General features: G+C 65.3%; 5 protein-coding genes. 1 reads left to right on the forward strand and 4 read right to left on the reverse strand.

Annotation, left to right across the window (positions count from 1 at the left end; all coding sequences use genetic code 11):
* Nucleotides 1–353: 353 nt before the first annotated feature.
* From glgB to H9638_RS12790, 3 genes are read right to left on the reverse strand one after another with little or no spacing between them, the layout of a single operon-like run.
* Complete coding sequence (gene glgB, locus H9638_RS12780; protein WP_191747931.1) at nucleotides 354–4,142, reverse strand: 1,4-alpha-glucan branching protein GlgB; 3,789 nt, start codon at nucleotides 4,140–4,142, stop codon at nucleotides 354–356.
* Nucleotides 4,139–5,908, reverse strand: a complete 1,770-nt coding sequence (gene treS, locus H9638_RS12785) for a maltose alpha-D-glucosyltransferase (RefSeq protein WP_191747933.1) — start codon at nucleotides 5,906–5,908, stop codon at nucleotides 4,139–4,141. Before treS ends, glgB begins: the two co-directional genes overlap by 4 nt.
* Entirely contained in the window at nucleotides 5,908–7,959 is a 2,052-nt protein-coding gene (locus tag H9638_RS12790; protein WP_191747935.1) for an alpha-1,4-glucan--maltose-1-phosphate maltosyltransferase, read from the reverse strand. The genes treS and H9638_RS12790 overlap by 1 nt, the downstream gene beginning before the upstream one ends.
* A gap of 200 nt (nucleotides 7,960–8,159) precedes the next feature.
* On the opposite strand from H9638_RS12790, the gene glgP reads away from it, so the two are divergent.
* Nucleotides 8,160–10,784: an alpha-glucan family phosphorylase gene (glgP, locus tag H9638_RS12795; RefSeq protein ID WP_191747937.1), complete on the forward strand. Its 2,625-nt coding sequence runs from the start codon at nucleotides 8,160–8,162 to the stop codon at nucleotides 10,782–10,784.
* A 48-nt stretch (nucleotides 10,785–10,832) separates the two neighbouring features.
* Here glgP and glgX read toward each other — a convergent pair whose 3' ends face one another.
* Complete coding sequence (glgX, locus tag H9638_RS12800) at nucleotides 10,833–12,941, reverse strand: glycogen debranching protein GlgX (RefSeq protein WP_191747939.1); 2,109 nt, start codon at nucleotides 12,939–12,941, stop codon at nucleotides 10,833–10,835.
* Between the last annotated feature and the right edge of the window lie 20 nt (nucleotides 12,942–12,961).

The following is a 12,961-nucleotide window of genomic DNA, read 5'->3' on the forward strand; positions in this document are numbered from 1 at the left end:
GGCGGGACAGCCAATTCAACCAATCAAAATAATTGGTATCAATAAACTTGGCACACTATTGAGTTCTCAAACAACAGGTACTTCCGGCACCGGGAGGGCTGATATTCCGTGGAATCTTTGCTCTCCGTCGCTCCGGAGCAACTTTTCTATCTTAGTACCGCTGGCCCGTCGGTGTCAAACCGGCGTTTCTGGCCTGCGGCGCGCTTCTCGATCTCTCGTTCTGCGCGGATATCAACTATAGCACTGTTTTGGCGGGGTCAAAACCGGCCGTCGGAACCACCCGTCAGAACCCGCCGGGACAGCCCTAGCCGGTCCGCAGGAAAGGCCTTCCCTGCGGACCGGTTTCCCGGCCCCTACTGCTTGGGCGTCAGGTACAGCACACCGAGCGGCGGCAACCGGAGCTCAGCGGAGGCCGGCTGGCCTTCGAACGCACCTTCGGCCGCCGTCACCGCTCCCAGATTGCCGACACCGGATCCGCCGAACTCCGCGGCATCCGTATTCAGCCGCTCCTCCCATTCCCCGGCCCACGGCAGGCCAACCCGGAACTGCTCGTGGGGAGCGCCGGCGAAGTTGGCGATGCACACCAGCGGATTTCCCTGATGGTCCCACCGGATAAAGGACAGGACGTTGCGGGCGCCGTCGTTCTCATTGATCCACTGGAACCCGGCCGGCTCGTTGTCCCGGTCATAGAGTGCGGGGGTCTGCCGGTAGATACCGTTCAGTTCCCGCACCAGCAGCTGCACGCCTCGGTGCTGGGGAGTCTCGGTGAGATACCAGTCCAGCCCGTACTGTTCGGACCACTCGGCTTCCTGGCCAAACTCTGTTCCCATAAACAGGAGCTGCTTGCCGGGATGCGCCCATTGGAAGGCCAGGTAGGCACGCACATTTGCCAGCTGCTGCCACCGGTCCCCCGGCATTTTGCGCAGCAGTGATCCTTTTCCATGCACTACTTCGTCATGGCTGATGGGCAGCAGGAAGTTCTCGGTAAAGGCGTACACCAGCGAGAAGGTGAGCTTGGAGTGGTGGTACATCCGGTTGATCGGGTCCTCGGACATGTACTCGAGGGTGTCGTTCATCCAGCCCATGTTCCATTTCAGGCCGAAACCGAGCCCGCCGGTGCTGGTTGGTGAGGTAACACCGGGGAAGGCCGTGGATTCCTCGGCGATCATGACGATGCCGGGCACCCGGCGGTACGCCGTGGCGTTGACCTCCTGCAGGAACGAAATCGCTTCGAGGTTCTCCCTTCCGCCGAAGGCGTTGGGCCGCCATTGATCGGCCGGCCGGGAGTAGTCCAGGTACAGCATGGAGGCGACGGCATCCACGCGCAGGCCGTCAATGTGGAATTCCTCCAGCCAGTAGATGGCGTTGGCCACCAGGAAGTTGCGCACTTCCCTGCGCCCGTAGTCGAAGATCAGCGTTCCCCAGTCGGGCTGCTCGCCGCGCATCGGGTCCGGGTGCTCGTACAGCGGCTGCCCGTCGAAGTTCGCGAGCGCCCAGGAGTCCTTCGGAAAGTGGCCCGGGACCCAGTCGAGGATGACACCGATCCCGGCCTGGTGCAGGGTGTCGACCAGATAGCGGAAGTCATCCGGGTGCCCGAACCGGGCGGTCGGAGCGAAGTAGCTGGTGATCTGGTAGCCCCAGGACCCGCCGAAGGGATGCTCGGCCACCGGCATGAACTCCACGTGGGTGAATCCCTGCCAGGTGACATACTCCGCCAGCTGCTTCGCCAGCTCCCGGTAGTCCAGGCCCAGCCGCCATGAGCCGAGGTGCACCTCATAGACGCTCATCGGTGAGTTGTGCGGGTCCCGCTGCGCGCGTGCCTGCATCCAGTCCTGGTCCTCGAAGCGGTACGTGGACTCAACAACCCGGGAACCGGTTAGCGGCGGTGCTTCCGTCCCCTTGGCCAGCGGATCGGCCTTTTCCCGCCACACCCCGTCCTGGCCGAGGATCTCGAACTTGTAGCGCGCACCCGGCTCCACATCGGGGATGAAGATCTCCCACACCCCGGAGCTGCCCAGCGACCGCATCGCATGGATCCGCCCGTCCCATCCGTTGAAATCGCCTTCGACACGGACGGCCTGCGCGTTCGGTGCCCACACGGCGAAACTGACACCGTCCACCTCGCCGAGGACGGACTTGTAGTGGTGCGGATTGGCGCCGAGCACGGTCCACAGCTTCTCGTGCCTTCCCTCGCCGATCAGATGCAGGTCAATTTCGCCCAGGCTCGGCAGGAACCGGTACGGATCATCCACTGTGGTTGGGGGAAGCCCCTCGTACTCCACCTCGAGCCGGTAGTCCGGGACCTGGCCCGGCGCGGGGGCCTGCGTAGTACCTGCCCAGATGCCGTTGTACTCGTGGTGCAGGGGCACCCGGCCCTCCGGCGTCACGGCGGTCACTTCGCGGGCCAGCGGACGCAGGGCGCGGATGGTCACCGTGCCGTGGTCGTCCAGGTGCGCACCCAGGACGGCGTGCGGCTGGTAGTAGGTCCCGTGTGAAACGGCAGCCAGAACATGCTCCGGAACGGGCAGCGGATCCTTGGCGCCAGCTGAAGCTGCCGGCCCGGCGGCGGCGTCACTGCGCGCAGGCGTCCCCTGCGCTGCGCCCGCGGACAGCGTGGAACCCGCGGCGTCGTCGGGCTTTGCGGGCTTGGGCTTTGGCTTGGAAAATTCGTTCACGGGGCTCTCTTCCTGAGAATTCATCGGATCCTGCTGCAACCGGAGTTCTGTGAGCACCTCGCGGGCCGCTGCGGCCGGCACCTCAATCCAGGCGGGGCGGTTGCGGATCTCGTACACGACTTCGTACAGGGCCTTGTCCAGCCACAGGGCGCGGAACAGCGGATCCGCGCGGTTGATCTGCGTTCCGGTTTCTTTCTCGTACCCGCGGAGAAACGCATCGGCGGCAGCCTGCGCCCAGTGTTCGGCCTGGGCGCGGCGCCCGTCAAGGTCGGGTGCCTGCTCGGGACCGGCACCAGCTGTTCCGATGACCGCCACGGCCGCGGCATAGTCTATGGAGCGAAGCATGCCGACGACGTCGCGCAGCGCGACATCGGGAACGCTGCGTTCCGCGGCTGGGCGCAGCGGCTCACCTTCGAAGTCCAGCACGGTCCAGCCGCGGCCCTCCGAATGCAGGACCTGGCCCAGATGGTAGTCGGCGTGAATGCGCTGCAGGTTCGGCAGCACCTGCAAATCCGCGACGGTGTCCAGAAGCTGCTCAAGGGTGTCGTCGAAGGGGCCAACATAGCTGCGCGCTTCCTCCCACTCCCACCGGATGCGGCGGACGAGCGAGGCGATGAACTCCTCACGTTCCGCCGGCGGTGGCTGCCTGGCGCCAAAAGCCGCTTCAAGCTGGGAATGGATCCGGCCGGTGACGGCTCCCAGTTCTTCGGCTTCGGCGGTGAAGTCCCGGCCGGCGACGGCGGCAGAGGAGGCGGTCCGCCAGGCATCCTCGCTGTTTGGGACAAATTCGCGCAGGACGCTGACGTCTCCGCTGACCCATGCGTCTGTCCCGGCGTCGTACACATCTGCCCAGCTCCCGGTGAGCCAGCCCAGTGTCGCTGGCACATCCTGGGAACCGCCTGCGGTCAGTTTGGCACTGACCAGGACATCCGGACTTTCACCGGCGGCCAGGACCCGGTAGAACTTCACGATTACGGGTACCTCGCCCGTCATGGCGATCACCGAGGTGTTGGACTGTTCGCCCCTTAGGACCTGGATAGGCAGCGGCTCGGTGAAGGCATCCCAGTCCGCGAAGCCGCCCAGGGCGTAACCATGGGTCCGGCCGTCAATCGAGTTGGCCTGCGAGCGCATCGTCTCCAGCCAGGCGGTAACGAAAACCGGATCCGCGGTCCCGTCGTAGAGCCACACCTGGCCTTCGCCCGGGAGTTCCGCAGAACCCATCAGGGCCGTTTCCAGGTCCGGATCCGGAACGGCACGGGTCGTGACAGGAACACTGATCACGTCCACCCGGCGGCCGGATTCGACGGCGACGAAGTGCACCTGGAGCTCGACGGCGCCCTCGGGATCCTCCAGCTGGATACCGCCTACCCGTTTCAGGACCACATCCCGTCCCTTGGCCGGGAACCATCGCTGCCGGGGCAGCCAGGCAGTCAGAAGTTCGGGCAGGGACGGAATGGTTTCGCTCATCTCGACGTGGCCTCCGGGGCGAGTATCAACGGGATTGCTTCGGTCTGCGGTGAACTGGTGTTGGACTTCGGCGAGCGCAGCCGCAGCCAGAAGAAGTCGTGGCTGCCCAAGGTCAGCGTGAGCGATCCATCTTCCCCGAACGCCGGGAAGGGGGTTCCACCGAACGCGTCCCGCAGCCCGCGGTTCGCGAATTCCGGCACGCTTACCGTCGCCGCCACCGGATGCTGGGAGAGGTTGAAGATGCAGAACATGGTCTCCCCCACCTCGCCCTCCGGGTTGTCCTCGGGCAGTTCGCGCAGGAACGCCAGGACGGCTTCGCTGTCGGTTGGAACGTTGCGGTAGGACCCCATGCCGAAGGAAGGATGGGTCTTCCGGACCATGATCATCTGCCGCATCCAGTGCAGCAGCGAACTGGAACTGGCCAGCTGCGCTTCCACGTTCACGTGGTTGTAGTGGTAAACCAGCGACTGCACCACCGGCAGGTACACCTTGCCGGGATCGGCGGTGGAGAAACCGGCGTTGCGGTCCGGGTTCCACTGCATGGGTGTTCGTGAAGCGTCACGGTCTTCCAGCCAGATGTTGTCGCCCATGCCGATTTCGTCCCCGTAGTAGAGGAACGGGCTTCCCGGCAGGGACAGCAGCAGCGCGTGGATCAGTTCGATCTCCGAGCGCGAGTTGTCCAGCAGGGGCGCGAGCCGGCGCCGGATGCCGATGTTGGCCTGCATCCGGGAATCCGGGGCGTACCAGCCCAGCATGGCCTGGCGCTCCTCGTTGGTGACCATCTCCAGGGTCAATTCGTCGTGGTTCCGCAGGAAAGTTCCCCACTGCCCGCCCTGCGGGATCTCCGGGGTCTCCTCCATGGTCTGCACGATCGGTGCTGCCTTCTGGTCACGCAGCGCGTAGAACAGCCGGGGCATGATCGGGAAGTGGAAGCACATGTGGCACTCGGGCCCGGTTTCATCCCCGAAGTACTCCACCACCTCGTGCGGCATCTGGTTCGCCTCGGCCACGATCACCCGGCCGGGATAGTTCTCGTCCACCATGGTGCGCAGGTCCTTCAGGAACCGGTGCGTGGCGGGAAGGTTCTCGCAGTTGGTGCCGTCTTCCTCGAAGAGATAGGGAATGGCATCCGCGCGGAACCCGTCGATCCCCTGGTCCAGCCAGAAGCGGACGACGTCGAACACTGCCTCGACAACTTTGGGATTCTCAAAGTTCAAGTCCGGCTGGTGGCTGAAGAAGCGGTGCCAGAAGAACTGGCGCCGGACCGGGTCAAAGGCCCAGTTGGACTCTTCGGTATCCACGAAGATGATCCGGGCGTCTTGATACTTCTGATCGGTGTCGGACCAGACGTAGAAATCCCCGTACGGACCATCCGGGTCATTCCGTGACTCCTCGAACCACGGATGCTTGTCCGAGGTGTGGTTCAGCGGCAGGTCGATAATGACCCGCAGTCCGCGTGCATGGGCCTCCGAGACCAGCCGTTTGAAGTCGCTGATGGTGCCGAATTCGTTCAGCACGTCGTAGTAGTCGGAGATGTCATATCCGCCGTCGCGCAGCGGGGACTTGAAGAACGGAGGCAGCCAGAGGCAGTCGATGCCGAGCCATTGGAGGTAGTCGAGCTGGTCGATCAGGCCGGTGAAATCCCCGCTTCCGTCTCCGTTGGAGTCCCGGAATCCGCGTACCAGGACCTCGTAGAAGACAGCTTTGCGGTACCAGTTCGGATCGTTGGTGAGGCCGGGTGCATGCAGCTGGAACGGATTTACCATTAGCGCCCCCTCCGTACCGAGAGGATATGCGCCGGTTCATAGTGGGCATCCAGGCGGACGTAGTTGTACTGGCCCCACCGCCAGCTGGCACCGCTGATCAGATCGTCAACCCAGAACGTTCCGTCCTCGTTGAAGTCCTGCGGGTCCAGTTCCAGTGCCTCAAGGTCCAGGGTCACTGTGGATTCCCGCGCGCTGTGGGGATCGGTATTCACGACGATGATGAGTGTGTCCTTACTGCTTGGATCGGATAGCCGGACCTGTTTGTGCTTGGAGTAAACCACCGTCGCCTCGTCGGTGCTCGAGTGGACCGTCAGGTTCTGGAGATCTCCCAGGGCCGGGTGCGACCGGCGGATCTGGTTGAGCCTGGTGACGTACGGGGCCAGGCTCCTGTCCGCTGCTTCGGCGGCGGCGAAGTCCCGCTGTTTGTACTCGAACTTCTCGTTGTCCAGGTACTCCTCAGCGCCGGGCCGGGCGACATGTTCGTAGAGCTCGAACCCGGCGTACATGCCCCACAGCGGGCTGGCGGTCGAGGCCAGCACGGCCCGGATCTTGAAGGCGGGCGGGCCGCCGTACTGCAAAAATTCGGTCAGGATATCCGGGGTGTTCACAAAGAAGTTCGGCCGGAAGAAGGCGGCCGTTTCCTGCGAGACCTCCGTGAAGTACTCCTCGAGCTCAGCGCGGGTGTTCCGCCACGTGAAGTAGGTGTAGGACTGCTGGAACCCCGCCATGCCAAGTGCGTGCATCATCGGTGGACGGGTAAACGCCTCAGCCAGGAAAACGACGTCGGGATGCTGGCGGTTCACCGTGGTGATCAGCCACTCCCAGAAGCGCAGCGGCTTGGTATGCGGATTGTCGACCCGGAAAATCTTCACCCCGTGGCTGATCCACATCAGCACGATCCGCAGGATTTCCGCGGAGAGGCCCTCGTAGTCGTTATCGAAGTTCAGCGGATAAATATCCTGGTATTTCTTCGGCGGATTCTCTGCGTAGGCAATCGTCCCGTCGACACGGGTGGTAAACCACTCGGGATGCTCAGTGACCCAGGGATGATCCGGCGACGCCTGCAGCGCCAGGTCGATCGCGACGTCGAGCCCCAGCCCGGCCGCCGTGTGGACAAAGTGGTCGAAGTCCTCGAAGGTGCCCAAATCCGGGTGCAGGGCGTCGTGCCCTCCCTCCGCCGCCCCGATGGCCCAGGGTGAGCCGGGGTCCTGCGGGCCGGCAACCAGGGTGTTGTTCGGGCCTTTGCGGTGCGTGGTGCCGATCGGGTGGACCGGAGGCAGGTAGATGACGTCGAAGCCCATGGCAGCGACCCGGTCCAGGCTGCGGGCGGCGGTACGGAAGGTCCCGGAGGTCCAGGATGCCGTTGCCGGGTCGAAGACCGCACCTTCTGACCGGGGGAAGAACTCGTACCACGCGCCGCGTCCGGCCCGGTCCCGTTCCACCTTGACCGGGAACCGCGGTGAGGAGGTCACGAGGTCCCGGATCGGTTCGCGGTCCAGCACTCCGATCAGTTCAGCCTTGCCGGCAGCGGCCAGCCGCGCGTGGGGATCAACGGCGGTGTCGCCCAGCACCCGGGCCGTGCCGCGGAGGACATCCGCGTCCGCCTCGCTCCGGCCCTCCGCCGCGGCGGTGAACAGGGCAGCGCCTTCGGCGAGCATCAGCTCGACGTCGACTCCCGCAGCGATCTTCACCTCGGCGTTGTGGTGCCAGGTTCCATAGAGGTCCGCCCACCCCTCGACCGCGAACGTATAGTCCCCTGTGGCTTCCGGGCGGAGCAGCCCCTTCCACCGGTCCAGGCCCTGTCCCACCGGCTGCATGCGGTGGCGCTGGACCTCCTGCCCGGACGGGTCATAGAGCACTGCCGTGACCCCGACCAGGTCATGGCCCTCCCGGAAGACCGTGGCCCCGATCACGAGGTCCTCTCCCGGGACGGCTTTGGCTGCAAATCGGCCGCACTCGATCACCGGGGACACGTTAACGATCGGAATCCGGCCAAACCGGAGTTCCGTGACGGGCTGGACATCAGATGACAACGCGCTGGAAGTGGTCACAGACTAGACGTTAGCGACAATCAGGGCAGATTGCTAAGGGCACGTACCTTTTGCTGCATCGTCACTGGTCAGAGCGCCGCGGCAAATGTTCCCGCAGGTGAGCGGCGGGTCCACGGATCCAGGTAAATTCCGTGTTGCGTTTATCCGCATTCTTTGTGATTTGCGGCACTCCCGGCGCCATCTGCGCTAGCCTAACGGGGGTGAAGGCAATCCGAAGGTTTACCGTCCGTACTGTCCTCCCCGAGACGATAGCGCCGCTGGCCAGACTGGCCAGCAACCTGCGCTGGAGCTGGCACGAGCCCACCCGGAAACTCTTCCAGGACCTGGATCCGGAGACCTGGGATGCCAGCGGGCACGATCCCGTCCGGACCCTCGGCTCGGTCAGCCGGCAGACGCTGGAACGCATCTCCGCAGACACCGCCCTGGTCGACCGCATCCGCGAACTCGATGAGAATCTGGAGCACTACCTCACTGCACCACACTGGTACCAGTCACTTGGTGAGGACGCGCCCCGGCTCATCGCCTATTTCTCGCCGGAATACGGCATCAGCGCCGTCCTTCCCCAGTATTCCGGCGGGTTGGGCATTCTTGCCGGAGACCATCTCAAGTCTGCCTCCGACCTGGGTGTCCCGCTGGTGGGGGTTGGCCTGTTCTATCAGGCGGGCTACTTCAAGCAGTCCCTCTCCCGGGACGGCTGGCAGCAGGAAACCTATCCGCTCCTGGACCCCAACGGGCTGCCGCTGACACTGCTGCGTGAAGAGGACGGAACCCCCGCGCGCATCAGCCTGCCCCTGCCCAATGGCAGGCACCTGATGGCACAGATCTGGCGTGCCGACGTCGGCCGCGTGCCGCTGCTGCTGCTGGATGCCGACGTCCGGGGCAATGACGACGCCGCCCGCGGTATCACCGACAGGCTTTACGGCGGCGGGGGCGACCACCGCCTGCAGCAGGAACTGCTGCTGGGAATGGGCGGGGTCAAGGCACTGCGCGTCTTTGAGCGGCTGACCGGGGCACCGGCACCCGAGGTTTTCCACACCAATGAGGGCCATGCGGGCTTCCTCGGCGTGGAGCGTATCCGGGAACTGATGGACACCGGGATGAACTGGGACGAAGCCCTCACCGCTGCCCGGGCATCAACCATTTTTACTACCCACACCCCGGTCCCGGCGGGAATCGACCGCTTCGATGTCTCTGTGGTGCGCCATTTCCTCGGCGCCGGGCTGGCGCAGTCGGTGCCCACCAACAAGGTGATTGCCCTCGGAGCGGAGGATTACGAGGGCGGGGACCCCAACATGTTCAACATGGCCGTGATGGGGCTGCGCCTGGCCCAGCGCGCGAACGGCGTCGCCAAACTCCACGGGCAGGTGTCCCGGGAAATGTTCTCCGGCCTCTGGCCCGGCTTCGATGTCTCCGAGGTGCCGATCACCTCGGTCACCAACGGCGTGCACGTGCCCACCTGGGTCGATCCGGAGGTCACAGCCCTGGCGCGGCAGCAGCTGGGCGTCGCGGCGGTCCACGACCGGGACTGGGCACGCGCCTATGAAGTCAGCGACGAAGCGCTCTGGGACCTGCGGCGCAGGATGCGCAGCAACCTGATCGACGACGTCCGGCGGCGGGTGCGCTCCGCGTGGCGCAAGCGCGGGGCCTCCGATGCCCAGCTCGGATGGACCGACGATGTGCTGGACCCGGACATTCTGACCATCGGTTTTGCCCGCCGGGTCCCGACCTATAAGCGGCTGACCCTCATGCTGCGGGATCCGGCCCGGCTCAAGGCGCTCCTGCTGCACCCGACCCATCCGGTCCAGGTGATCGTGGCGGGCAAATCGCATCCTGCAGATGAGATGGGCAAGCGCATGATCCAGGACCTGGTGCAGTTCACGGACGATCCGGAGGTCCGGCACCGGATTGTCTTCCTGCCCAACTACGACATTGCTATGGCCCGCACCCTGTTCCCCGGCTGCGACGTCTGGCTGAACAACCCCATCCGGCCCCTGGAGGCGTCCGGCACCTCGGGCATGAAATCCGCGATCAACGGCGGACTGAACGTCTCGATTATGGACGGCTGGTGGGACGAGATGTACGACGGCGCCAACGGCTGGGCGATCCCCTCGGCGAATCCCCGGGAAGGCACGCAGACCAGGGAGGTGCACACTGCTGACCAGCGGGACGACATCGAGGCCGCTGCCCTGTATGACCTGCTGGAGAACACCGTCACCCCGCTCTTTTACGGCGCGGAGCTGCCCGGCGCTGCGGGAGCGGCGGGACCTTCCGAAGCTCCGGCGGACTCGCTGCCGCGCCAGTGGCTGGAAATGGTCAAGCACACACTGGCCGAACTGGGCCCGGAGGTTTCCGCCTCGCGGATGCTGCGCGACTACGTCAACCTGCTCTACCGTCCGGCTTCCCAGTCCGGCCGTGCCGCCGCTGCCAATCAGTACCAGGCAGCCAAGGAACTTGCCGCATGGATCCAGAAGGTGCGCGACGGCTGGTCCGGTGTCTCGGTCGAACATGTGGATTCACTCGGGATCAGCGATGCGCCGCAGATCGGCGACAGCCTCAACATCCAGGCCTATGTGAACCTGGGGTCGCTGAAGCCGGCGGACGTGGCGGTGGAAGTCGCCTACGGGAAGGTCTCCGAAACGGACCGGCTCAGCGACTACCAGTTCCAGGATCTGTCCGTCAGTGAGGACCTCGGCTCGGGCAGGTATTTGTATTCGGGCAGTATCCGCATTGAGCAGGCGGGACCGTTCGGCTATACGGTGCGGGTCCTGCCGGAGCACCCCGGCCTGGCCTCGAAAGCTGAACTGGGGCTGGTGGTGAACGCCTGACCGGCTTTCCGGCGCTACACTGCACCGGCTGGATGGCCGGTCGATTGACTAGGCGCGGTAAACGCTGATCGAGTCCGCCGCGACACGGTCCGTCTCGCCCCGGGCCAGCCGCGCACCGGTGCGGCGGCCGTCCGGGTCGGCTGTGGTCGCCAGCAGCTCGTACAGCCGGCCTTCTGCGGTGTCGACACCGGTTGCGTGCAGCGTGTCCCGGTCTGGCAGGACCACCTCCGCCGGCTCGTTCTGGCCGTTGATAACCACCAGACCGGCGCGTTCGCTTTTTGCCGAGCCGAGCAGCAGCTGAAGCACCCGGCAGCCGGGATCGTGCCAGTCAGCTGCTGTCATGGGCTCCCCCGTGGCGCTGAACCACAGCAGGAACGCATCGCGGGAGTCGGCGGGGAAGGCATAGGGCTGCATCGCCAGGAACTCGCGGCGGATGCGCAGCAGCCTCCGCGTGGTTTCCAGCATGCGCCGCGCGCCGTCGTCGAAGTCCCAGGACAGCCAGCTGATCCGGTTGTCCTGGCAGTAGGAGTTGTTGTTTCCATGCTGGCTTCGGCCGATTTCGTCGCCCGCGGTGATCATGGGAACCCCGACTGAGAACAGCAGGGTGGCCATCAGGTTCCGTGCCGTCTGCGCCCTGCGCGCCTGGATGGCGGGGTCATCGGAGGGCCCTTCGATGCCGTGGTTCCAGCTGCGGTTGTGGTTGGAGCCATCCCGGTTGTCCTCGCCGTTGGCTTCGTTGTGCTTGTGGTTGTAGGCGGTGAGGTCCGCCATGGTGAACCCGTCGTGGGCCGTCACCAGGTTCAGGGATGACAGGGGGGTGCGGTCGGAGCGGGCGAAGAGCTCCGCGGAACCGGCCAGCGCACCGCCCAGCCGTGCCAGGGAACCGGCCGGCTCCCCGGCGGCCAGGGCAGCCTGGTCCACCAGCCAGAAGTCCCGGACCGTGTCGCGGAAATGGTCATTCCAGTCTGCCCAGCCCGGTGGAAAGTTCCCCGTCTGCCAGCCGTCGGGCCCCAGGTCCCACGGTTCGGCGATCAGTTTGATGCCCTGCATCACGGGATCGGCGGCCAGTGCGACCAGCAGCGGGTGCCGGCGGTCGAAACGGTTCTCGGCGTCGCGGGCCAGCGTCGGAGCCAGGTCGAACCGGAAGCCGTCCACGTGGAACTCACTGACCCAGTACCGCAGGGAGTCCAGCGCCAGCTGGATCACCCGGGGTTCGCTGAAGTCCAGGGTGTTTCCGCACCCGGTGGTATCCAGGTAACGGCCGTCAGGGCTGTGCCGGTAGTACACCTCGTCCCCGAGCCCGCGCCAGCAGAGGGCCGGTTCGTCCTGCGCGCCTTCCGCCGTGTGGTTGTACACGACGTCGAGGATCACTTCGAGGCCTGCCTGGTGCAGGGCCTTGACCATGGCCTTGACTTCGTCCTGCACTGTTTGGGGGCCGGCCGCCTGCGCTGCGGCGGTGGCGTACCCGGCATGCGGGCTGAAGAACCCGAGAGTGTTGTAGCCCCAGTAGTTACTCAGCCCGAGGTCCTGCAGATGCGGTTCATCGATGTGGAAGTGCACAGGAAGCAGCTCCACCGCGGTGATGCCGAGCTCCAGAAGGTAACGGATGACTGCCGGGTGTCCCATCCCGGCATAGGTTCCGCGCAGCGCCTCCGGGAGATCGGGGTGGAGCATGGTCATTCCGCGGACGTGCGTTTCATAAACGACCGTGTCCCGCCAAGGGATATGCGGGTGCTGGTCGCTGCCCCAATCGAATACCTGCTCAGTGGCGACGGAGAAGTAGAGCGGCTGCCCGGTGTGGCCGTAGGTGGTGCCGATGCCCCTGCCGTAGGGGTCCAGCAGCAGTTGGAACGCGCCCGGATCCGCGGGCAGCGGCGCTCCGTGCGGCCAGAATCCATAGCGGACCCCGGGCAGAAAACCGTCCACCCTGCCGTGGTGGATCCCCGCAGAGCGGCGTTCCAGGAGGGCAGCGGTCCACCGGTCCGGCGCCGTCTCAAACCAGACGTCCACCGCGTCCAGGCCGGGAGCGTACACCGACACGTTGACGGCCCCCGGCACCTCCGGGACGCCGGCAACGCTGCTGTGCACACCCAGCGGAAAGGCCCGGGAGACTCGCTCGGACGGGGTCAGCCTGCCCGACGTGACGACGTGTGCCATGCTGCCTCCCGGGGTTCCGT

It is taken from the genome of Arthrobacter pullicola (assembly GCF_014836875.1).
GTDB classification, from domain to species: Bacteria; Actinomycetota; Actinomycetes; order Actinomycetales; family Micrococcaceae; genus Arthrobacter_B; species Arthrobacter_B pullicola.

Coding starts and splice junctions, on each gene's coding strand:
- glgB (WP_191747931.1), bottom strand. CDS start 4,142: ATGAGCGAAACCATTCCGTCCCTGCCCGAACTTCTGACTGCCTGGCTG.
- treS (WP_191747933.1), bottom strand. CDS start 5,908: ATGGTAAATCCGTTCCAGCTGCATGCACCCGGCCTCACCAACGATCCG.
- glgX (WP_191747939.1), bottom strand. CDS start 12,941: ATGGCACACGTCGTCACGTCGGGCAGGCTGACCCCGTCCGAGCGAGTC.